Source organism: Maribrevibacterium harenarium (assembly GCF_006385675.1).
Classification (GTDB): Bacteria; Pseudomonadota; Gammaproteobacteria; order Pseudomonadales; family Marinomonadaceae; genus Marinomonas; species Marinomonas harenarium.
Genome location: NZ_VFRR01000021.1, coordinates 34,475 through 57,109, shown reverse-complemented (window position 1 = coordinate 57,109; position 22,635 = coordinate 34,475). Strand labels below are relative to the sequence as shown.

Sequence of the window (22,635 nt, the reverse complement as noted above, 5' to 3'; positions counted from 1 at the left end):
TTAAGCGGGTATGGTATAATGGCTATTACCTCAGCCTTCCAAGCTGAAGATGCGGGTTCGATTCCCGCTGCCCGCTCCAGAAAGGCTCATGTAGCTCAGTTGGTAGAGCACACCCTTGGTAAGGGTGAGGTCGGCAGTTCAAGTCTGCTCATGAGCTCCAGTATCTTGTTTTAAATGGGTAGTTAAGCTGCCTTTTTTATTGTCTGAATTTTGGGCGAATACCCCTTGCTAAAATATAAGCAAATCGGTATCATCCTCCGCCCATACGAGTGTAGGCCAATAGTTCAATTGGTAGAGCACCGGTTTCCAAAACCGGCTGTTGGGGGTTCGAGTCCCTCTTGGCCTGCCATCTTCGTATCCTATTTTCTATCTAGGGATCACCTTACATGAGTTCGAATACAGAAGCTCAACAGTCTCGCGGAGACGTTTTCAAATGGGCGGTTGTTGTCGTATTGGTCGCGGCTGCGGTGATTGGCAATAATTATTTTTCTGCTGAGTCATTACTATATCGGTTGATTGCTGTGTTGGCTTTGGCGGGTGTTGCGGGTTACATCGCTTTATCAACAGAGCGCGGCCAAGCTTTTTTTAAGCTCGCTAAAGAAGCGAAAACTGAAATTCGCCGCGTGGTGTGGCCGACAAGACAAGAAACGGTTCAGACAACTCTAATTGTGTTGGCAGTCGTTATTTTTATGTCCCTGGTTTTGTGGGCAGTAGACTCGCTACTAGGTTGGGTCGTTTCTGCAGTTATAGGTTAGGAGTAGCTCGTGGCGAAACGTTGGTATGTAGTACAAGCGTACTCAGGTTATGAAAAGCACGTAATGCGCTCGTTGAAAGAACGAGTACAGATTATGGGCATGGAAGATTTGTTCGGCGACATTTTGGTTCCAACTGAAGAAGTAGTCGAAATTCGCGACGGCAAAAAGCGTAAAAGCGAGCGTAAATTCTATCCAGGCTATGTCTTAGTGCAGATGGAAATGAATGACGAGTCTTGGCACTTAGTAAAAGGTACCACTCGTGTTCTCGGTTTCATTGGTGGTACTGCAGACAAGCCATCTCCAATCACTGACCGTGAAGCAGATGCAATCCTGCAGCGTGTTAGTGAAGGTGTTGATAAACCACGTCCGAAAACACTGTTTGAAGTGGGTGAGGTGGTACGAGTTAATGAAGGTCCATTTGCTGACTTCAACGGTGTTGTTGAGGAAGTGGATTACGATAAAAGCCGAATCAAAGTGGCAGTGCTTATTTTTGGGCGCTCAACGCCAGTTGATTTGGAATTCAGTCAGGTTGAAAAAGCCTGATTTTGTTAAACGGGTAGCCTTCGGGCAGTGACCCATCTGGAGTAAACAATGGCTAAAAAAGTCCAAGCTTACATCAAGCTACAAGTAAAAGCCGGTCAGGCGAACCCAAGTCCCCCAGTTGGTCCAGCACTTGGTCAACATGGTGTGAACATCATGGAATTCTGTAAAGCGTTCAATGCCAAAACTCAAGGCATGGAGCCAGGTCTTCCTACGCCAGTTATCATCACTGTATACAGTGACCGTAGCTTTACATTCGAAACTAAATCTACTCCTGCTGCAGTGCTTCTTAAGAAAGCGGCTGGTATCAAGAGTGGCTCTCCACGTCCAAACACTCAAAAAGTGGGTACTGTTACTCGTGCTCAACTTGAAGAGATCGTTATCGCTAAGCAGGCTGATTTGACTGCTGCTGATATGGATGCGGCTGTTCGTACTATCGCTGGTAGTGCGCGCGCAATGGGTCTAGAAGTTGAGGGTGTGAACTAATGGCTAAGCTAACTAAACGCGCTCGCTTGATCGCTGAAAAAGTAGATGCAGCAAAACTTTACTCTGTTGAGGAAGCGGTTGCTCTTCTAGCTGAACTTTCTACTGTTAAGTTCAAAGAGTCTATCGACGTTTCTGTAAACCTAGGCGTTGATCCACGTAAATCTGATCAGGTTGTACGTGGTTCTACTGTGCTTCCTAACGGTACTGGCAAGGACGTTCGCGTTGCAGTATTCGCTCAAGGTGCAAACGCTGATGCAGCAAAAGAAGCTGGTGCAGACGTTGTGGGCTTTGAAGATCTAGCGGAACAAGTTAAAGCTGGCAATCTAGACTTCGATGTTGTTATCGCTTCTCCTGATGCGATGCGTATCGTTGGTCAACTAGGTCAGATTCTTGGTCCTCGTGGTCTTATGCCAAACCCTAAAGTTGGTACTGTGACTCCAGACGTTGCAACTGCGGTTAAAAACGCGAAAGCAGGTCAAGCACGTTACCGTACTGACAAAAATGGTATCATCCATGCTGGCGTAGGTTCTATCGACTTCGCTGCTGATGCTATCAAAGGCAACCTTGAAGCATTACTTGCCGACCTACGTCGTGCTAAGCCTGCTTCTTCTAAAGGTGTCTACATGAAGAAAGTGACTTTGTCCTCTACAATGGGACCTGGTCTACAAATTGATTTAGGCGCGTTAAGCTTCTAAGTCAGAGCTTGAGGGTCTGTTCATGCGTTGCATGAATAGGCCGTCAAAGACCGCAGGAGCCTGTCTTAATCAAATGTTGCGAAACATTTGTCCTGCGCAGATGGTGTGGCCCGATTCAGATATAACTGGATCCAACTCACCAGTGAGTACTCCGAATTTTCGGAGAGTTGGTAAATTTAGGGATTTATCCCTGCTAATCCAGGAGAAAACCAGTGGCATTAGGTCTAGAAGACAAAAAAGCCATTGTCGCCGAAGTTAGCGAAGCTGCCAAAGGCGCTTTGTCTGCTGTAGTTGCTGACTCTCGCGGTGTAACCGTGACTGATATGACAGCGCTTCGCAAACAAGCTCGTGAAGCTGGTGTATATGTACGTGTAGTACGTAACACACTAGCTCGCCGCGCTGTAGAAGGCACTGACTTCGAATGCTTAAAAGATAGCTTCGTAGGTCCTACTCTTATCGCATTCTCCAACGAGCACCCAGGTGCGGCAGCTCGTTTGTTGAAAACTTTTGCGAAAGAGAACGACAAATTCGAAGTTAAAGCATTGGCGTTCAACGGTGAGTTGATCCCAGCTGGCGACATTGATCGTTTGGCAACATTGCCAACATACGACGAAGCTATCGCGAAATTGATGAGCGTGATTCAAGGTGCAACAAGCAAGCTTGTGCGTACTCTTGCCGCTATTCGCGATCAGAAAGAGCAAGAAGCAGCGTAAGTTTTGCTTACTTAACTGTTTACTTGAAATACTATTTTGTTTTTATTGCCGCAAGGCAATTAATTGATAATGCTAGGAATCTGAGTCATGGCTCTAACTAAAGAAGATATCATCAATGCAGTAGCAGAAATGTCTGTAATGGACGTTGTTGAACTAATCTCTGCTATGGAAGAAAAATTCGGCGTAACTGCTGCTGTTGCTGCTGTTGCTGTTGCTGGTGGCGACGCTGGTGCAGCTGCTGAAGAGCAAACTGAATTCGACGTAATTCTTGCTGAAGCTGGTGATAAGAAAGTTAACGTAATCAAAGCAGTACGTGGTGCGACTGGCCTAGGTCTTAAAGAAGCTAAGGCAGTGGTTGACGGCGCTCCATCAACTGTTAAAGAAGGCGTTTCTAAAGAAGAAGCTGAAGCACTTAAGAAAGAGCTTGAAGAAGCTGGTGCTAAGGTCGAAATCAAGTAATTTGAATGTTGCTTGTTTTCCAAAAGTTCGACATCTAGTCGGATCGGCTGGTGGTTCTATACCACCGGCCTTTTTGGGTTTGTGAAACCCACATAAAATTGAGATTTTCAAGGGGTAAAGAAGTTGGTTCTTTGCCCTGTTGGTAAGGCCTTAACAAAAGGCCTTTTGCGTCAATGTGCACAAGCTGGGGAATGCTGATGGCTTACTCATACACTGAGAAAAAACGTATCCGTAAGGATTTCGGTAAACTGCCGCCCGTTTTGGATGTGCCATACTTGCTGGCAATTCAGCTTGAATCCTACCTAAGTTTCCTGCAGGAAGGTAAAACTCCTGCGGAACGTGAGGAAATTGGTCTTCATGGGGCCTTTAAATCTGTCTTTCCTATGGTCAGCTTCTCCGGAAATGCGGCGCTAGAATACGTCGATTACCGTTTAGGCAAGCCTGTATTTGATGTAAAAGAGTGTCAGTTGCGTGGTGTGACTTACGCGGCTCCTTTACGTGTTCGTGTACGTCTTATCATCTACGATAAAGACTCAGCGAATAAGGCGATCAAAGACATTCGAGAGCAAGAAGTTTACATGGGCGAAATCCCGCTCATGACGGAGAACGGTACGTTTGTTATCAACGGTACTGAGCGTGTAATCGTTTCTCAGCTGCACCGTTCACCAGGTGTGTTCTTTGACCACGACCGTGGTAAGACACATTCTTCTGGTAAGTTACTACACTCTGCTCGCGTTATTCCTTATCGTGGTTCTTGGTTGGACTTCGAGTTTGATCCAAAAGATTGCGTGTTTGTTCGTATCGACCGTCGTCGTAAATTGCCGGTCACTATCCTACTGCGTGCCTTAGGTTTCGACACCGAACAAATTCTTGAAACTTTCTTTGACACTACCCGTTTCTACCTAAGTCGTGATGGCTTTGAAATGGAGCTGATCGCCAGCCGTTTGCGTGGTGAGACAGCATTATTCGATATCACTGATGAAAATGGTGAAATCATTGTCGAAGAAACCCGTCGTATTACGGCGAAACATATTCGTCAAATGGAAAAGGCTGGCTTATCCCGTCTTACTGTGCCATTAGAATATGTGCTCGGAAAGGTTACTGCTAAAAACCTAGTTCACCCTGCTACGGGCGAGCTAATCGCTGAAGCGAACACAGAGCTATCTGTTGATTTACTTGAAGCCTTGGTTGCTGCTGGCATCACAGAGTTGGATGTTCTTTATACCAACGATCTAGATCATGGCCCATTTATTTCAGATACCTTACGTATCGATCCAACTAACAATCCATTAGAAGCGTTGGTTGAAATCTACCGTATGATGCGCCCTGGCGAGCCACCAACCAAAGAGTCTGCTGAGGCACTGTTCCAGAGCTTGTTCTTCTCTGAAGATCGCTACGACTTGTCTGCTGTTGGTCGTATGAAGTTCAACCGTCGTCTAGGCCGTGAAGAAGATACCGGTTCAGGCGTGTTGGATAACGACGATATTATTGATGTGTTGAAAACCTTGCTAGATATCCGTAACGGTAATGGCATGGTGGACGACATCGACCACTTGGGTAACCGTCGTGTACGTTCTGTCGGCGAAATGGCAGAAAACCAATTCCGCGTTGGCTTGGTTCGTGTTGAACGTGCTGTTAAAGAGCGTCTGTCTATGGCAGAGGCGGATGGCCTAATGCCGCAAGACCTATTGAATGCTAAGCCAGTGGCTGCTGCTATCAAGGAGTTCTTCGGTTCTAGCCAGTTGTCTCAGTTCATGGACCAAAACAACCCGCTTTCAGAAGTAACTCACAAGCGTCGTGTTTCTGCATTAGGCCCCGGCGGTCTAACGCGTGAACGCGCAGGCTTTGAGGTTCGAGACGTTCACGCTACTCACTACGGCCGTGTATGTCCGATCGAAACACCGGAAGGTCCAAACATCGGTTTGATCAACTCCTTGTCAACTTACGCTCGTACCAATAGCTACGGTTTCTTGGAGACGCCTTACCGTAAGATTGTTGACGGCAAGATGACTGATGAAACGGTTTACGTTTCTGCAATCGACGAAGCGAAATACGTTATCGCACAAGCTTCCGCGAACGTAGATGAAGAAGGTCGTTTGGTTGATGAGTTGGTTCAGGTGCGTCACATGCACGAAACCACACTGATTCCAAAAGAAAAAGTAAACCTAATGGACGTATCTCCACGTCAGGTTGTTTCGGTTGCGGCTTCTTTGATTCCATTCCTAGAACACGACGATGCTAACCGCGCCTTGATGGGTTCGAACATGCAACGTCAGGCTGTACCTACACTGATTGCTGAGAAGCCAGTAGTTGGTACTGGTATGGAGAAAAACGTCGCCAAAGACTCAGGTGTTTGTATCGTTGCCCGTCGTGGTGGTGTGATTGAGTCTGTTGATGCGAGCCGTATCGTCGTTCGTGTGAACTCAGAAGAAACCGTCGCTGGTGAAGCGGGTGTAGATATCTACAACTTGACCAAATACGTTCGTTCTAACCAAAACACCTGCATTAACCAACGTACATTGGTAATGAAGGGTGAGCAAGTCGCTGCTGGTGACATCATGGCTGACGGTCCTTCCGTTGACATGGGTGAATTGGCTCTTGGTCAAAACATGCGTATCGCCTTTATGCCTTGGAACGGCTTCAACTTCGAAGACTCGATCCTAGTGTCTGAGCGTGTTGTAGAGGAAGATCGTTTCACGTCTATCCACATTCAAGAACTTACTTGTGTGGCTCGTGATACCAAGCTTGGGCCTGAAGAGATCACTGCCGACATTCCAAACGTTGGTGAAGGTGCTCTTTCAAAACTTGATAATGCGGGTGTGGTATACATCGGAGCTGAAGTCGAGCCGGGCGATATTCTGGTTGGTAAAGTAACACCTAAAGGTGAAACGCAACTTACTCCAGAAGAGAAATTGCTACGTGCTATCTTCGGTGAGAAAGCGTCTGACGTTAAAGATACTTCTCTTCGAGTTAAAACGGGTACTCGCGGTACTGTTATCGACGTTCAAGTATTTACTCGTGACGGCATCGAAAAAGACGAGCGTGCGAAATCAATTGAGAAGTCGCAACTTGATCAAGTTCGTAAGGACTTGAATGAAGAGTTCCGTATCGTTGAAAAAGCAACCTTCGAGCGTTTGGCTGAAGCCTTAGTTGGTCAGCAAGCTGAGAGTGGTCCGGGGCTTGCTCGCAATGCTGTGATCACTGAAGAATATCTTGCTAACTTGGATCACCCTGAATGGTTCAAGATTCGTGTTGCCAATGAAGAAGCAAGCGAGCAGCTTGAAAAAGCGCAAGCCGCTTTGATTGAGCGCCGTAAAGAGCTAGATGCTAAGTTCGAAGATAAGAAACGTAAACTACAAACAGGCGATGACTTGGCTCCTGGTGTGTTGAAGATCGTTAAAGTTTATGTAGCGGTTAAACGCCGTATCCAGCCTGGTGATAAGATGGCAGGTCGTCACGGTAACAAGGGTGTAATCTCTAAGATCATGCCTGTTGAAGATATGCCATATGACGAAAACGGTGACCCAGTTGATATCGTGCTTAACCCTCTAGGTGTACCTTCGCGTATGAACGTGGGTCAGGTACTAGAGACTCACTTAGGTGCGGCAGCGAAAGGCTTAGGTCGTAAAATCGACGAAATGCTCAAAGTAGAGCGTGAGAAAGCGGAAACTGTTAAAGAGTTGCGCGCTTTCCTTGCTGAGATCTACAACGGTTATGAGGGTGATTTGCGTCCAGCTCGTAGTGAAGATCTAGATAGCTTCTCTGATGAAGAGATTCTAGTGTTGGCATCAAACCTTGTGAAAGGTGTGCCAATGGCTTCTGGTGCATTTGACGGCGCTAAAGAGTCTGAAATCAAACGTATGCTACGTTTAGCTGGTTACAGTGAAAGTGGCCAAATCACGTTGTTTAACGGTCGTACTGGTGAAGCCTTTGAGCGCCCAGTAACGGTAGGTTACATGTACATGCTTAAGTTGAACCACTTGGTTGACGACAAGATGCACGCCCGTTCTACTGGCTCTTACAGCTTGGTTACTCAGCAGCCGTTGGGTGGTAAAGCACAATTCGGTGGTCAGCGTTTCGGTGAGATGGAGGTGTGGGCACTAGAAGCATACGGTGCAGCATACACGCTACAGGAAATGTTGACAGTGAAATCCGATGATGTGAACGGTCGTACTAAGATGTACAAAAACATCGTAGATGGCGACCACCGCATGGAACCTGGTATGCCTGAGTCCTTCAACGTATTGGTGAAAGAGATTCGTTCTCTTGGTATCGATATTGAGTTGGAAAACGAGTAATCGAATCACATTTGACCTGCTGGGGAGTACGGCTCCCCGGCCTTTTAAGCGGGGCGAATATACATGAAAGACTTATTAGGTCTTCTAAAATCACAGGGACAATCTGACGAGTTCGATTCCATTCGTATCGGCTTGGCATCGCCAGATATGATTCGTTCATGGTCGTACGGCGAAGTCAAAAAACCTGAGACCATCAACTATCGTACGTTCAAGCCAGAACGTGACGGATTGTTCTGTGCCAAAATCTTTGGTCCTATCAAGGACTATGAGTGTTTGTGTGGAAAGTACAAGCGCCTAAAACACCGTGGTGTTATTTGTGAGAAGTGTGGCGTTGAAGTTGCACTATCTAAAGTGCGTCGCGAGCGTATGGGTCACATTGAGCTAGCCTCTCCGGTTGCTCATATTTGGTTCCTAAAATCGCTACCATCCCGTATCGGTCTTATCTTAGATATGACCCTACGTGATATCGAGCGCGTGCTTTACTTCGAATCTTTCATCGTTATCGATCCAGGTATGACTACCTTGGAGAAAGGCCAACTTCTAAACGATGAGCAATACTTCGAAGCGTTAGAAGAGTTCGGTGATGAGTTTGATGCCCGTATGGGTGCAGAAGCAATCCAAATGTTGCTACGCGACTTGGATATGCCGGAAGAAATCAACCGTATGCGTGAAGAGTTAAACTCTACCAACTCTGAAACACGTATCAAAAAGCTTTCTAAGCGTCTTAAGTTGATTGAAGCATTCCATCATTCTGGCAATAACCCAGAGTGGATGGTGCTAGATGTTCTGCCGGTATTGCCACCCGATCTTCGTCCTCTAGTTCCACTAGAAGGTGGTCGTTTTGCAACGTCCGATTTGAACGATCTTTACCGTCGCGTAATCAACCGTAACAACCGTCTAAAACGTCTTCTAGAGCTAGCTGCTCCAGACATCATCGTACGTAACGAAAAGCGTATGTTGCAAGAGTCTGTTGATGCGCTACTAGATAACGGTCGTCGCGGTCGTGCGATCACAGGCTCTAACAAGCGTCCTCTTAAATCTTTGGCAGATATGATCAAAGGTAAACAAGGTCGTTTCCGTCAGAACCTTTTGGGTAAACGTGTAGACTACTCTGGCCGTTCTGTAATCACAGTAGGTCCTTCTCTACGTTTGCACCAGTGTGGTCTGCCGAAGAAAATGGCTCTTGAACTATTCAAGCCATTCATCTTCTCTAAGCTAGAACTTCGTGGCATGGCCACAACCATCAAAGCTGCGAAGAAAATGGTTGAGCGTGAAACACCAGAGGTTTGGGATATTCTTGATGAAGTTATCCGCGAACATCCAGTAATGCTAAACCGTGCACCGACGCTTCACCGTTTGGGTATCCAAGCGTTTGAACCGATGCTAATCGAAGGTAAAGCAATTCAGTTGCACCCATTGGTGTGTGCGGCTTACAACGCCGACTTCGACGGTGACCAGATGGCGGTACACGTACCATTGACAATCGAAGCTCAGCTTGAAGCTCGTGCGTTGATGATGTCTACCAACAACATCCTGTCACCTGCTAACGGTGAGCCTATCATCGTTCCTTCTCAGGACGTGGTATTGGGTCTGTACTACATGACCCGTGAAAAGATTAACGCGAAAGGCGAGGGCATGGCCTTTGCTGATATCAAAGAAGTACATCGCGCTTACGGTGCTAAGCAAGTTGACTTACACGCCCGTATTAAAGTGCGTATCAGTCAAGTGGATACCACTATAGATGGCGAAAAAGTACCTTCTACTTTCATAGCTGACACTACAGTTGGCCGTGCATTGCTATTTGATATCGTGCCTGATGGCCTTCCATTCTCGGTTGTTGACCAGCCGATGAAGAAAAAGGCAATCTCTAACTTGATCAACGAGTGTTACCGTAAGGTTGGTCTTAAAGAGACTTGTATCTTCGCTGACCAATTGATGTATACCGGCTTCCAGTACGCTACAGCTTCTGGTTCTTCTGTTGGTGTGGATGACTTCGTAATTCCGCCAGAGAAAGCGGCTATCATTGCGAAAGCCGAAGAAGAAGTAAAAGAGATCGAGTACCAGTTCGCTGATGGTCTTGTAACTCAAGGCGAGAAATACAACAAGGTAATCGACTTGTGGTCTCGTACTAACGAGACAGTAACTGAAGCCATGATGAAAAACTTGGCGAAAGAAACGGTCATCGACAAAAACGGTAATGAAGTTGAGCAGCAATCTTTCAACTCCGTTTATATGATGGCTGACTCTGGAGCACGGGGTAGTGTTGCTCAGATGCGTCAGCTAGGTGGTATGCGTGGTCTGATGGCGAAACCTGATGGTTCCATCATCGAGACACCGATCACTGCGAACTTCCGTGAAGGTCTATCGGTACTACAGTACTTTACTTCTACTCACGGTGCGCGTAAGGGTCTAGCGGATACAGCCTTGAAGACAGCGAACTCTGGTTACTTGACCCGTCGTCTAGTTGACGTTGCACAGGACTTGGTGATCACAGAAGTTGATTGTGGCTCTACTAATGGCCTTGTTGTAAGTGCATTGATTGAAGGCGGTGACGTTGTCGTGCCACTAGGTCAGCGTGTACTAGGTCGAGTGGTGGCACAAGATCTGATGAACAACAAGGGCGAGCTAATTGTCGAAGCTGGTACTTTGATTGACGAGCACACTGTGCGTCTGATCGAAGCAGCGGGTGTGGACGAAATGGTGGTGCGCTCGGTTATCACTTGTGACACGAAACACGGTGTGTGTGGTAAGTGTTACGGTCGCGATCTAGCACGTGGTCATTTGGTTAACATTGGTGAATCCATCGGTGTTGTAGCAGCGCAGTCTATCGGTGAACCGGGTACACAGCTAACCATGCGTACCTTCCACATCGGTGGTGCAGCGTCACGAGCTTCTGCAGTAGACAGCGTACAAGTTAAGAGTGCGGGTACTATTCGCTTCCACAAGATGAAGAGCATCGAGCGTGCTTCTGGTCAGTTGGTAGTGGCTTCTCGTTCTTCTGAACTTGCGGTAGCAGATGAAGCAGGTCGCGAGAAAGAGCGTTATAAACTACCTTACGGTGCCGTATTGAGCGTTAAAGAAGGTGATGAAGTGACCGCTGGTCAAGTCGTTGCTAACTGGGACCCTCACACTCACCCAATCGTATCTGAGACCAATGGTATTCTTGAGTTCTCTGGTATGGATGAAGGTGTGACGATTCGTCGTCAATCGGACGAGTTTACTGGTTTGACGACCATCGAAGTACTTGAACTACGTGACCGTCCATCGTCTGGTAAAGACATTCGTCCTATGATCTCGGTTGTAGACGAAGCGGGTAATCCTGTATTGATTCCTGGCACTGATATGCCGGTTCAATACATGTTGCCAGAAAAGGCTTTGTTGAGCTTGGATCACGGTTCTACTGTGAAACAGGGTGAGGTACTTGCGCGTATTCCACAAGAATCGCAAGGTAACAAGGACATCACCGGTGGTTTGCCACGTGTTGCTGACTTGTTCGAAGCGCGTCGTCCGAAAGATCCTGCTGTTATGGCAGAAGCGACGGGTGTAGTTAGTTTCGGTAAAGAGACCAAAGGTAAGATTCGTTTGGTGATCACACCACAAGATGGTGGAGAGCCTATCGAAACGCTGATTCCGAAATGGCGTCAAATCAACATCTTCGATGGTGAAGAAGTTGAGCGTGGTGAAATTATTGCCGACGGCCCGCTAAACCCACATGACATTTTGCGTCTTCAGGGTGTGGCTGCATTGGCGGATTACATCACTAATGAGATTCAAGAGGTTTACCGTCTCCAGGGCGTAGTAATCAACGACAAGCACATTGAAGTAATCGTGCGTCAGATGCTGCGTAAGGTTGATGTAGTTGAGCCAGGTGATACTAACCTGATTCAAGGTGACCAAGTTGAGTTCACTCAGTTACTTGAAGCGAATGAAGCGGCGCTTGCCGAAGGTAAATTCCCTGCTAAGTATGAGCGTGTATTGCTTGGTATCACGAAAGCCTCTTTGGCAACCGAGTCGTTTATTTCTGCGGCTTCGTTCCAAGAAACCACTCGCGTACTAACTGAAGGTGCGGTGACTGGTAAGAAAGACCATCTACGTGGTCTGAAAGAAAACGTTGTAGTAGGTCGCTTGATTCCTGCGGGTACAGGTTTGGCATACCACAACGAGCGCAAGAAGAAGAAAGAGCTTGCGCATGCAGCTAAAGAAGGCGTGTCCACAGTAAGTGCATCCGATGTTGAAGAAGCATTGAGTGCCGCACTAAAAGACTAAACTTTGCAGCTAACGTGTAGGGAGGTGATTTTTTGGTCGCCTCCCTATTGACTGTTTTATAGGCGCAAATTACACTTGCGCCTCCTTAATTTTGGCGATTTCCGCCATAAGAATTGGATGTGGAGCTTGTTTAATGGCAACCGTTAACCAGTTGGTTCGTAAACCACGTAAACGTAAAGTGGCAAAAAGTGACGTTCCTGCGTTACAAAGTTGTCCGCAACGCCGCGGTGTCTGCACACGTGTATACACAACTACGCCTAAAAAGCCTAACTCGGCTTTGCGTAAAGTATGTCGTGTTCGCTTGACCAACGGCTATGAAGTAACTTCCTACATTGGTGGTGAAGGTCACAACCTACAGGAGCACAGCGTTGTGCTTATCCGTGGCGGTCGTGTAAAAGACCTTCCAGGTGTTCGTTATCACACAGTTCGTGGTAGCTTGGATACTTCCGGCGTACAAAATCGTAAGCAAGGCCGTTCTAAATACGGTACTAAACGTCCTAAGTAAGATCTTTTCTTACTTTCATCGTTTAGCAATAAAAATTTTATTTAATAGAGTAAGGCTGAGCAATTTATTGTCTCGGACTCACCTGAAGAGGATATAAACATGCCTAGAAGACGCGTCGTCGCTAAGCGTGAAGTACTTCCAGATCCTAAGCACGGAAGTCAACTTCTCGCCAAATTCATCAACCATGTGATGGTTAGCGGCAAGAAATCTGTAGCAGAAAGCATCGTATACAACGCACTTGATACTGTTGCAGAACGCACTAAGTCTGAAGATCCAATGGCGATCTTCGAGAAAGCACTAGAGTCTATCCAGCCAATGGTTGAGGTTAAGTCTCGCCGTGTTGGTGGTGCTACTTACCAAGTTCCAGTTGAAGTTCGTCCAGCTCGTCGCTCTGCATTGTCTATGCGTTGGTTGGTAGAAGCTGCGCGTAAGCGTGGTGAGAAATCAATGGCGCTACGTCTAGCTGGCGAAATTCTTGATGCTTCTGAGAACAAAGGTTCTGCAGTTAAGAAGCGTGAAGACGTTCACCGTATGGCTGAAGCGAACAAAGCGTTCTCTCACTACCGTTTCTAATTTATTTGCGAGGCTAAAGTGGCACGTAAGACCCCCATCAACCGCTACCGTAATATCGGTATTTGTGCACACGTTGATGCTGGCAAAACCACAACAACGGAACGTATTCTGTTTTATACCGGTATGTCTCATAAGATCGGTGAAGTTCATGATGGCGCAGCTACCATGGACTGGATGGAACAGGAGCAGGAACGTGGTATTACCATCACTTCAGCTGCGACCACTTGTTTCTGGAGTGGGATGAATCAGCAGTTTGAACAGCACCGGGTAAACATCATTGATACCCCAGGGCACGTCGACTTTACCATTGAAGTTGAGCGTTCTTTGCGAGTGTTAGATGGTGCTGTTGTGGTGCTATGTGGTTCTTCTGGTGTCCAGCCTCAGACAGAAACGGTATGGCGTCAAGCCAATAAATATGAAGTGCCGCGCATGGTCTTTGTCAACAAGATGGACCGTGCCGGTGCTGACTTCTTTAGCGTAGTGCGTCAGCTAGAAACTCGCTTGGGTGCTAACCCAGTACCGATACAAATCAATATTGGTACGGAAGATAGCTTTACCGGTGTAGTTGATCTCCTTCTTATGAAGTCCATTATGTGGAATGAAGAAGATCAAGGTATGACCTACAGGTTGGAAGACATTCCTGCGGATCTTCAGGACGTTGCTGAAGAATGGCGTGAGAAAATGGTTGAGGCAGCTGCTGAAGCCAATGATGAATTAATGGACAAATACCTCGAAGGGGGTGAATTGTCTGTTGAGGAAATCAAACTCGGTTTGCGTACTCGTACTTTGGCGAACGAAGTGGTGCTCGTGACCTGTGGTTCGGCCTTCAAGAATAAAGGTGTACAAGCCGTTCTTGATGCTGTAGTCGACTACATGCCATCGCCTCTCGAAGTTAAAGCAATTGAAGGTACGCTAGAGGATGGCGAGACACATGTCACTCGAGAAGCCGATGATGATGCTCCTTTCGCTGCATTAGCATTCAAAATCGCCACTGACCCATTTGTCGGTACGTTAACCTTTATTCGAGTTTACTCCGGTGTCTTGCAGTCAGGGGACGCTGTATATAACTCTGTTAAAGGTAAAAAAGAGCGTGTCGGTCGTATGGTGCAAATGCATGCCAACAATCGCGATGAGATAAAAGAAGTTCGCGCTGGGGATATCGCTGCCTTAATAGGTATGAAAGATGTTACCACGGGCGATACTTTATGCGATCAAGGTAAGACAGTGGTGCTAGAGCGTATGGAATTTCCGGAGCCGGTTATTTCTGTCGCTGTTGAACCAAAGTCTCAGGCCGATCAGGAGAAAATGTCTACCGCTCTGGGTAAGCTTGCTCAAGAGGATCCATCTTTCCGTGTGGAGACGCACGAAGAGACTGGCCAAACCATTATCTCAGGTATGGGGGAGCTGCACTTAGATATCATCGTTGACCGTATGAAGCGGGAATTTAAAGTCGATGCGAATATCGGGCAGCCACAGGTATCCTACCGCGAGAAAATTCGTAAAGAAGTCGAAGTCAATCACAAGTTTGTACGTCAGTTCGGTGGTCGTGGTCAATACGGTCATGTGGTGATGAAGCTTGTGCCAACGGACTCTGAAGGATTGGAGTTTGTAAACGAAATTGTTGGTGGTGTAATTCCTAAAGAATACATCCCTGCGGTTGAAAAAGGTCTTCGCGAGCAAATGAAAAACGGCGTTATTGCTGGTTATCCGTTGCTCGGTCTTAAAGTCGTGTTATTCGATGGTTCTTATCACGATGTTGACTCCAACGAAATGGCCTTTAAAATTGCAGCTTCTCAGGGCTTGAAGAAAGGTGCCGTAGACGCGGACCCTTGCGTTCTCGAGCCCATAATGAAGGTAGAAGTTGTGACACCTGAAGAGTACATGGGTGACGTGATGGGTGACCTGAATCGTCGTCGTGGTCTTGTTCAGGGAATGGAAGATTCCCCGTCAGGAAAAATTATCCGTGCAGAAGTGCCGCTTGGTGAAATGTTTGGGTATGCAACTGATGTGCGTAGTTTGTCGCAAGGGCGTGCAAGTTATGCAATGGAATTTCTAAAGTACGCTGAAGCGCCAGCTAGTGTGGCAGACGCGATCACAAAATATTAAATTTATTCATCATACTTACTAATCATAAGGTGTATGTATCATGGCAAAAGAAAAGTTCGAACGTAGTAAACCACACGTTAACGTTGGTACAATCGGTCACGTTGACCACGGTAAAACTACTCTAACCGCAGCACTAACTCGCGTTTGTGCAGAAGTATTCGGTGGTAAAGCTGTTGCATTCGACGGTATCGACAATGCTCCAGAAGAGCGTGAGCGTGGTATCACAATCTCTACTTCTCACGTAGAGTACGATTCTACTGATCGTCACTACGCGCACGTAGACTGCCCAGGGCACGCTGACTATGTTAAGAACATGATCACTGGTGCTGCTCAAATGGACGGCGCTATCCTAGTATGTGGTGCGACTGACGGCCCAATGCCACAAACTCGTGAGCACATCCTTCTTTCTCGTCAGGTAGGTGTACCTTACATCGTTGTATTCCTTAACAAAGCAGATCTTCTAGCTGAAGACTGTGGCGGTGCTGACACTGAAGAATACGCAGAAATGCTAGAGCTAGTAGAGATGGAGCTACGTGACCTTCTTTCTGAGTACGACTTCCCAGGTGATGACACTCCAATCATCCCAGGTTCTGCTCTAATGGCATTGAACGGTGAAGACGACAACGAGATGGGTACTACTGCAGTACGTAAACTTGTAGAGACTCTAGACACTTACATTCCTGAGCCAGAGCGTGCTATCGACGGTGCATTCATCATGCCTATCGAGGACGTATTCTCTATCCAAGGTCGTGGTACTGTAGTAACTGGTCGTGTTGAGCGTGGTATCGTTAAAGTAGGTGAAACTGTTGAGATCGTTGGTATTCGTGAAACTCAAACAACTACTTGTACTGGTGTTGAAATGTTCCGTAAGCTTCTAGACGAAGGTCGTGCAGGCGAGAACATCGGTGCTCTACTACGTGGTACTAAGCGTGATGACGTTGAGCGTGGTCAGGTATTGGCTAAACCAGGTTCTATCACTCCTCACACTGACTTCGTATCTGAAGTATACGTTCTGTCTAAAGATGAAGGTGGTCGTCACACTCCATTCTTCAAAGGCTACCGTCCACAGTTCTACTTCCGTACTACTGACGTAACTGGTGCTTGTGAGCTTCCAGAAGGCGTAGAGATGGTTATGCCTGGTGACAACGTACAGATGACTGTATCCCTAATTCACCCAATCGCTATGGACGAAGGTCTACGTTTTGCGATCCGTGAAGGTGGTCGTACAGTAGGTGCTGGTGTTGTTGCTAAGATCATCAAATAATTAATAGTTTAAATACTATTAGTTGATCTTTAAAAAGGGTTGCCCAATTTGGGTGGCCCTTTTTTTATTGGTTACTTGACAACCAATTTGTCAGGGGCTAACATTCGCCGTCCTTAAAAAAGGATGGTGGTTTAAATTTGTACAGTTAAATCATCGAACATAGTATTTGGAGTTGGAAATGCAAAGCCAAAAAATCCGTATTCGTTTGAAAGCGTTCGATCACCGCCTGATTGATGCTTCAACGCAAGAGATTGTGGACACTGCTAAGCGCACAGGCGCTCAAGTACGTGGTCCAATTCCGCTTCCTACTCGCAAAGAACGTTACACTGTATTGATTTCTCCTCACGTAAACAAAGATGCGCGTGATCAATATGAAATTCGTACACACAAACGTGTTCTAGATATCGTTGAGCCTACTGAAAAAACTGTAGACGCACTGATGAAGCTAGATCTTGCGGCAGGCGTGGAAGTTCAAATTTCTTTAGGCTAAGCCTAAAGTTTTAGGGGTGCGATAACCAGCAGGTGTCTGTTGGGCTAAGCACATTAGTGGAATGATCTGGAATGGTCAGCCGTAGCGGGTGATAGCCCCGTACACAACTGGCAATTGAGGTAAAAAATGGCTATTCAATTAGTCGGACGTAAAGCCGGAATGACACGTATCTTTAACGAAGACGGTGTTTCCGTGCCAGTAACCGTTATCGAGGTAGAACCGAACCGCGTAACACAAGTGAAAACTGCAGAAACTGACGGCTACTCAGCTGTTCAAGTAACTGTTGGTGCTCGCCGTGCTAGCCGCGTTAACAAAGCTGCAGCGGGTCACTACGCTAAAGCGAATGTTGAAGCTGGTCGTGGTTTGTGGGAGTTCCGCCTTTCAGGTGACGAAAAAGAAATCAATGTTGGCGACGAGCTAACAGTTGCGGATTTCGAGTCTATTGCAAAGGTTGACGTTGTTGGTCAATCAAAAGGTAAAGGCTTCCAAGGTGGCGTTAAGCGTCACAACTTCCGTACGCAAGATGCAACACACGGTAACTCATTGTCTCACCGTGCTCCTGGTTCCATCGGTCAATGTCAAACACCTGGTCGTGTTTGGAAAGGCAAAAAGATGGCTGGTCACATGGGCGCTGCTCAAGTAACAACGCAATCTCTAGAAGTTGTTCGCGTTGATGCAGAGCGTAACCTAATCCTTGTAAAAGGTGCGGTACCTGGCGCTGTAAATGGTGACGTAATCGTTAAACCAGCAGTAAAAGCTCGCTAAGAGGGGTAGACAATGAACTTGAATCTTACAGGTGCTGAAGGAACCGTAGAAGTTTCTGACGTGACCTTTGCGCGTGAGTACAACGAAGCGCTGGTTCACCAAGTAGTAACTGCTTACTTGGCTGGTGCTCGTCAAGGTACACGTGCTCAGAAAACTCGCTCTGAAGTGGCTGGTGGTGGTAAAAAACCATGGCGTCAAAAGGGTTCTGGCCGCGCACGTGCCGGCACTATCCGTAGCCCGCTATGGCGTTCTGGTGGCGTAACTTTCGCTGCTAAACCACAAGATCACTCTCAGAAAGTAAACAAGAAGATGTATCGTGCAGCAATGCGCACCATCTGGTCTGAGCTTGCTCGCCAAGACCGTCTTGTTGTAGTCGAAGAGCTTAAAGTTGAAGCTCCTAAGACTAAGCTTTTCAAAGCTAAACTAGCAGAATTAAACCTAGACAACGCGTTGGTTGTTGCGGGTGAATTAGATGCGAATCTATTCTTAGCTGCACGCAATATTCCTAATGTTGGCGTAGTTGATGCGGCGTCTGTTGACCCTGTTAGCTTGATTGCTTACGACAAAGTTGTGGTGACAGTTGGTGCTCTGAAACAAGTTGAGGAGGCACTAGCATGATCGGCGAACGTATTTATAAAGTTTTGTTGGGTCCACACATCTCTGAGAAAGCGACTATCGTTGCCGAAGGCAATGGTCAGTACGTGTTTCGCGTAACAAAAGACGCGACTAAGCCAGAGATTAAAAAAGCAATCGAAGCGCTTTTCGAAGTTAAAGTTGAGTCTGTTCGCACGTTGAACCAAAAAGGTAAAACGAAGCGCACAATCCGTGGCCTTGGTAAACGTAACGACATCAAAAAGGCGTACGTGCGTTTAGCTGAAGGTCAAGAAATCGACTTTCTTGGCGCTGAATAAGGGGAGATAGGTCAATGGCTGTTGTAAAAAGTAAGCCAACGTCTGCAGGCCGTCGTCACCATGTAAAAGTGGTAAACACTGACTTGCACAAAGGTGCGCCTTACGCTCCTTTGCTAGACAAGAAAAGCAAGTCTGGTGGCCGTAACAACAACGGACGTATTACTACACGTCACGTTGGTGGTGGACACAAGCAGCACTACCGCATGGTAGATTTCCGTCGCAACAAAGATGGTATCCCAGCAGTAGTTGAGCGTTTGGAATATGATCCAAACCGTTCTGCACACATTGCGTTGGTTAAATACGCTGATGGTGAGCGTCGCTACATCATCGCAGCGAAAGGAATGGAAGCTGGTTCAGTAGTTTCCAATGGTGCAGATGCGCCAATCAAAGCAGGTAATACTCTACCTCTACAAAACATCCCAGTAGGTAGTGTTGTTCACTGTATCGAGCTTAAGCCAGGTAAAGGTGCTCAAGTAGCCCGTTCTGCTGGTGCTTCTGCCCAGTTGGTTGCTCGTGAAGGTCGTTACGTTACCGTACGTCTACGTTCTGGTGAAATGCGTAAAGTTCTATCTGAATGTCGTGCAACGCTTGGTGAAGTTTCTAACTCCGAGCACAGCCTACGCGTTCTAGGTAAAGCTGGTGCTACTCGCTGGCGCGGTGTTCGTCCTACAGTACGTGGTGCTGCAATGAACCCGGTTGACCACCCACACGGTGGTGGTGAAGGTCGTTCTTCTGGTGGCCGTCACCCTGTTACACCTTGGGGTGTACCAACTAAAGGTCATAAAACACGCAAGAATAAGCGTACTGATAAACTTATTGTACGTCGTCGTACTAAGTAATAAGAGGAAACGACTGTGCCACGTTCACTGAAAAAAGGTCCTTTCATCGACCTTCATTTGTTGAAAAAGGTAGAGGCTGCGGTAGAGAAAAACGATCGTCGTCCAATTAAAACTTGGTCACGCCGTTCTACAATCTTCCCTGAATTCGTAGGGTTGACTATCGCTGTCCATAATGGTCGCCAACACGTTCCAGTTCTAGTAACTGAGGATATGGTCGGTCATAAATTGGGTGAGTTCGCTCCGACCCGTACCTACAAGGGTCACGCTGCGGACAAGAAAGCCAAACGGTAATTAAGGGGTATTAATCATGAGTGAAGTAAGCGCTTCATTGAAGGGTGCTCGCCTCTCAGCGCAGAAGGCCCGTTTGGTAGCAGATCAAATCCGCGGCAAATCTGTAAGCGAAGCACTGGACATTTTGGCGTTCAGTCCTAAAAGAGCGGCAGCAATTGTCAAAAAAGTACTTGAGTCTGCTGTAGCTAACGCTGAGCACAACGAAGGTGCTGATATCGATGACTTGCGTGTTTCTACGATCTACGTTGATGAGGCAATGACTCTGAAACGTATTAGCCCTCGTGCTAAAGGCCGTGCCGATCGTATTTTCAAACGCGGTTGCCATATTACAGTTAAAGTCGCTGACTAATTAGGAGAAACCCAATGGGTCAGAAGGTTCATCCAACCGGTATTCGCCTAGGGATAGTTAAAGACCATACTTCTACTTGGTATGCGAACAATCAAAACTACTCTAAGCTACTTTTAAACGATCTTCAGGTTCGTAAGTACCTTGAGGACAAATTAGTTCAGGCTTCTGTTTCTCGTATCGAGATTCAGCGTCCTGCACAAACTGCTCGTATTACTATTCACACAGCCCGTCCAGGCATCGTGATTGGTAAAAAAGGCGAAGATGTTGAAAAACTACGTAATGCTGTATCAGCAATGATGGGCGTGCCAGTTCACATCAACATCGAAGAAATTCGTAAGCCAGAGCTTGATGCTAAATTGGTTGCACAGAACATCGCAGGTCAGCTTGAGCGTCGTGTAATGTTCCGTCGTGCCATGAAGCGTGCTGTACAGAACGCTATGCGTGCTGGCGCTAAAGGTATCAAGGTTCAGGTAAGTGGTCGTCTTGGTGGTGCTGAAATCGCACGTGCTGAGTGGTACCGCGAAGGTCGTGTGCCTCTACACACTCTACGCGCTGACATTGACTACGCTACTTATGAAGCAAGCACAACTTACGGCATCATCGGTGTCAAAGTGTGGATCTTCAAAGGCGAAATCTTGGGCGGTATTGAACAAGTGCGTGCTGATAAAGGCGCACAGAAGAAGAAGTCTAAGTAGGGGGTAGTCAATGTTACAGCCTAAACGTACTAAGTTCCGTAAAATGCAAAAAGGCCGCAACCGTGGCTTGGCATTGCGCGGTAACCAAGTAAGCTTTGGTGAATTCGGTCTTAAAGCGACCGAGCGTGGCCGTATTACTGCTCGTCAGATCGAGGCTGCTCGTCGTGCTATGACTCGTCACATTAAACGTGGCGGTAAGATTTGGATTCGCGTATTTCCAGACAAGCCGATTACTCAGAAGCCTCTAGAGGTTCGTCAGGGTAAAGGTAAAGGTAGCGTAGAATACTGGGTTGCTCAAATTCAACCTGGTAAGATGCTTTATGAAGTTGAGGGCGTTTCTGAACAGCTAGCTCGCGAAGCATTCGCACTAGCGGCAGCTAAGCTTCCTCTGTCCACAACTTTCGTAACGCGTACGGTGATGTAGATGAAAGCAAAAGAACTGCAAGAAAAGTCTGTAGCTGAGCTACAGCAGACCTTGATCGAACTGCTACGTGAGCAATTTACTCTGCGCATGCAGAAAGCCACTGGCCAGTTGGCGCAAACTCATTTGCTCTCGCAAGTTCGCCGCAATATCGCACGTGTTAAAACCGTGCTAAATGATAAGGCAGGTAACTAAGATGGCAAGTGTAGAAACAAATGCGCGCACAGCTACTGGCAAAGTAGTAAGCGACAAGATGGATAAATCCATCGTAGTACTAGTTGAGCGTACGGAAAAACACCCTTTGTACGGTAAGTTTGTTCGTCGTTCATCTAAATTACACGCCCACGATGAAAACAATGAGTGCCAAATCGGCGACACCGTTAAGGTTGTGGAAACGCGTCCTTACTCCAAGACTAAAACTTGGAAGTTGGTGCAAATCGTAGAGAAAGCAGCTGCTGTATAAGCAGCTCCTTCGTGGGACTTGTTATCTAATTAATTTGGAGAGCAGTAATGATTCAAACGGAATCTATGCTTGATGTAGCAGATAACAGCGGCGCAAAGCGCGTTCAGTGTATTAAAGTACTGGGTGGCTCACATCGTCGTTATGCTGCTATCGGTGACATCATCAAGGTCACAGTAAAAGAAGCGATCCCTCGTGGTCGTGTTAAGAAAGGCCAAGTGTTGAACGCTGTTGTTGTTCGTACTAAGAAAGGTGTTCGTCGCCCAGATGGTTCTGTGATCCGCTTTGATGTAAACTCTGCGGTTCTATTGAACAACTCAGGCGCGCCGATTGGTACACGTATCTTTGGCCCTGTGACACGTGAATTGCGTACAGAGCAGTTCATGAAAATCGTTTCTCTTGCGCCTGAAGTGCTGTAAGAGGTAGGGGGACAAAATGCGTAAAATCAAACGTGACGATGAAGTCGTAGTAATTGCTGGTAAAGACAAAGGCAAACGCGGCAAAGTTGTTAAAGTAGTAGACGATAGCCGCGTGATTGTTTCTGGTATCAATATGATCAAGAAGCATGAAAAGCCAAACCCAATGAAGGGTACAACTGGCGGTATCGTTGAAAAAGAAGCACCTATCCAGGTTTCTAACGTAGCGATCTACAACAGCGCTACAGGTAAAGCGGATCGCGTCGGCTTTAAAGTGAATGAAGACGGTACTAAGGTACGTGTTTTCAAATCTAACAGTGAAGCGATCGACGCCTAAG

25 protein-coding genes and 3 tRNA genes are annotated in these 22,635 nt (G+C 46.9%); all 28 read left to right on the top strand.

The genetic code is table 11. The annotated features are described in order from the left end of the window. Positions 1-4 precede the first annotated feature (4 nt). The 28 genes from FJM67_RS11165 (at position 5) to rplX (ending at position 22,634) form a co-directional block, all read left to right on the top strand. Positions 5-79, top strand: a tRNA-Gly gene (locus FJM67_RS11165). A gap of 5 nt (positions 80-84) precedes the next feature. Further along, a tRNA-Thr gene (locus FJM67_RS11160) sits at positions 85-160 on the top strand. A gap of 113 nt (positions 161-273) precedes the next feature. Beyond that, positions 274-349: transfer RNA gene (locus FJM67_RS11155), tRNA-Trp, on the top strand. Between the two features lie 37 nt (positions 350-386). Continuing rightward, positions 387-755, top strand: a complete 369-nt coding sequence (secE, locus tag FJM67_RS11150; RefSeq protein WP_140589320.1) for a preprotein translocase subunit SecE — start codon at positions 387-389, stop codon at positions 753-755. Between the two features lie 9 nt (positions 756-764). Further along, on the top strand, positions 765-1,298 hold the full coding sequence (nusG, locus tag FJM67_RS11145; protein WP_140589318.1) for a transcription termination/antitermination protein NusG: 534 nt from the start codon (positions 765-767) through the stop codon (positions 1,296-1,298). A 48-nt stretch (positions 1,299-1,346) separates the two neighbouring features. Beyond that, positions 1,347-1,781 carry a 50S ribosomal protein L11 gene (gene rplK / locus FJM67_RS11140; RefSeq protein ID WP_140589316.1) on the top strand — a complete coding sequence of 145 codons (435 nt, stop codon included), beginning with the start codon at positions 1,347-1,349 and terminating at the stop codon, positions 1,779-1,781. Continuing rightward, entirely contained in the window at positions 1,781-2,476 is a 696-nt protein-coding gene (gene rplA / locus FJM67_RS11135) for a 50S ribosomal protein L1 (RefSeq protein WP_140589314.1), read from the top strand. Before rplK ends, rplA begins: the two co-directional genes overlap by 1 nt. 212 nt (positions 2,477-2,688) lie before the next feature. Beyond that, the gene (gene rplJ / locus FJM67_RS11130; protein WP_140589312.1) at positions 2,689-3,189 is read left to right on the top strand and encodes a 50S ribosomal protein L10; all 501 of its coding nucleotides are present in this window, start codon (positions 2,689-2,691) and stop codon (positions 3,187-3,189) included. Between the two features lie 87 nt (positions 3,190-3,276). Then, positions 3,277-3,648, top strand: a complete 372-nt coding sequence (gene rplL, locus FJM67_RS11125) for a 50S ribosomal protein L7/L12 (protein ID WP_140589310.1) — start codon at positions 3,277-3,279, stop codon at positions 3,646-3,648. 197 nt (positions 3,649-3,845) lie between these two features. Further along, positions 3,846-7,946 (top strand): DNA-directed RNA polymerase subunit beta, encoded by a 4,101-nt coding sequence (gene rpoB, locus FJM67_RS11120; protein WP_140589309.1) that lies wholly within the window; start codon positions 3,846-3,848, stop codon positions 7,944-7,946. Between the two features lie 63 nt (positions 7,947-8,009). Continuing rightward, positions 8,010-12,212, top strand: coding sequence for a DNA-directed RNA polymerase subunit beta' (rpoC, locus tag FJM67_RS11115; protein ID WP_140589307.1), 4,203 nt, complete (start codon positions 8,010-8,012; stop codon positions 12,210-12,212). Between the two features lie 133 nt (positions 12,213-12,345). Beyond that, positions 12,346-12,717 (top strand): 30S ribosomal protein S12, encoded by a 372-nt coding sequence (gene rpsL / locus FJM67_RS11110; RefSeq protein WP_140589305.1) that lies wholly within the window; start codon positions 12,346-12,348, stop codon positions 12,715-12,717. Positions 12,718-12,816: 99 nt separating this feature from the next. Further along, complete coding sequence (gene rpsG / locus FJM67_RS11105; RefSeq protein WP_140589303.1) at positions 12,817-13,290, top strand: 30S ribosomal protein S7; 474 nt, start codon at positions 12,817-12,819, stop codon at positions 13,288-13,290. A gap of 18 nt (positions 13,291-13,308) precedes the next feature. Further along, positions 13,309-15,396, top strand: coding sequence for an elongation factor G (gene fusA, locus FJM67_RS11100; protein WP_140589301.1), 2,088 nt, complete (start codon positions 13,309-13,311; stop codon positions 15,394-15,396). 40 nt (positions 15,397-15,436) lie between these two features. Beyond that, complete coding sequence (gene tuf, locus FJM67_RS11095) at positions 15,437-16,660, top strand: elongation factor Tu (protein WP_140589300.1); 1,224 nt, start codon at positions 15,437-15,439, stop codon at positions 16,658-16,660. A 178-nt stretch (positions 16,661-16,838) separates the two neighbouring features. After that, entirely contained in the window at positions 16,839-17,150 is a 312-nt protein-coding gene (gene rpsJ, locus FJM67_RS11090) for a 30S ribosomal protein S10 (protein ID WP_012071937.1), read from the top strand. 126 nt (positions 17,151-17,276) lie between these two features. Continuing rightward, on the top strand, positions 17,277-17,915 hold the full coding sequence (rplC, locus tag FJM67_RS11085; protein ID WP_140589298.1) for a 50S ribosomal protein L3: 639 nt from the start codon (positions 17,277-17,279) through the stop codon (positions 17,913-17,915). Positions 17,916-17,927: 12 nt separating this feature from the next. Continuing rightward, positions 17,928-18,533 carry a 50S ribosomal protein L4 gene (gene rplD / locus FJM67_RS11080; RefSeq protein WP_140589296.1) on the top strand — a complete coding sequence of 202 codons (606 nt, stop codon included), beginning with the start codon at positions 17,928-17,930 and terminating at the stop codon, positions 18,531-18,533. Next, positions 18,530-18,826, top strand: coding sequence for a 50S ribosomal protein L23 (gene rplW / locus FJM67_RS11075; protein ID WP_140589294.1), 297 nt, complete (start codon positions 18,530-18,532; stop codon positions 18,824-18,826). The genes rplD and rplW overlap by 4 nt, the downstream gene beginning before the upstream one ends. A 14-nt stretch (positions 18,827-18,840) precedes the next feature. Then, a complete protein-coding gene (gene rplB, locus FJM67_RS11070) occupies positions 18,841-19,665 on the top strand; it encodes a 50S ribosomal protein L2 (RefSeq protein WP_140589292.1) in 825 nt (274 codons plus the stop codon). Positions 19,666-19,680: 15 nt separating this feature from the next. After that, positions 19,681-19,956 (top strand): 30S ribosomal protein S19, encoded by a 276-nt coding sequence (gene rpsS, locus FJM67_RS11065; RefSeq protein WP_140589290.1) that lies wholly within the window; start codon positions 19,681-19,683, stop codon positions 19,954-19,956. 16 nt (positions 19,957-19,972) lie between these two features. Continuing rightward, on the top strand, positions 19,973-20,305 hold the full coding sequence (gene rplV, locus FJM67_RS11060) for a 50S ribosomal protein L22 (RefSeq protein ID WP_140589288.1): 333 nt from the start codon (positions 19,973-19,975) through the stop codon (positions 20,303-20,305). Between the two features lie 14 nt (positions 20,306-20,319). Then, on the top strand, positions 20,320-21,000 hold the full coding sequence (rpsC, locus tag FJM67_RS11055) for a 30S ribosomal protein S3 (protein WP_140589287.1): 681 nt from the start codon (positions 20,320-20,322) through the stop codon (positions 20,998-21,000). A 10-nt stretch (positions 21,001-21,010) separates the two neighbouring features. Then, entirely contained in the window at positions 21,011-21,424 is a 414-nt protein-coding gene (gene rplP, locus FJM67_RS11050; protein WP_140589285.1) for a 50S ribosomal protein L16, read from the top strand. Beyond that, on the top strand, positions 21,425-21,616 hold the full coding sequence (gene rpmC / locus FJM67_RS11045; RefSeq protein ID WP_055462810.1) for a 50S ribosomal protein L29: 192 nt from the start codon (positions 21,425-21,427) through the stop codon (positions 21,614-21,616). It abuts the gene before it with no gap. A gap of 1 nt (position 21,617) precedes the next feature. Next, complete coding sequence (rpsQ, locus tag FJM67_RS11040; protein ID WP_140589283.1) at positions 21,618-21,884, top strand: 30S ribosomal protein S17; 267 nt, start codon at positions 21,618-21,620, stop codon at positions 21,882-21,884. 47 nt (positions 21,885-21,931) lie between these two features. Continuing rightward, the gene (gene rplN / locus FJM67_RS11035; RefSeq protein WP_140589281.1) at positions 21,932-22,300 is read left to right on the top strand and encodes a 50S ribosomal protein L14; all 369 of its coding nucleotides are present in this window, start codon (positions 21,932-21,934) and stop codon (positions 22,298-22,300) included. 16 nt (positions 22,301-22,316) lie between these two features. After that, entirely contained in the window at positions 22,317-22,634 is a 318-nt protein-coding gene (gene rplX / locus FJM67_RS11030; RefSeq protein WP_140589279.1) for a 50S ribosomal protein L24, read from the top strand. Position 22,635 lies beyond the last annotated feature (1 nt).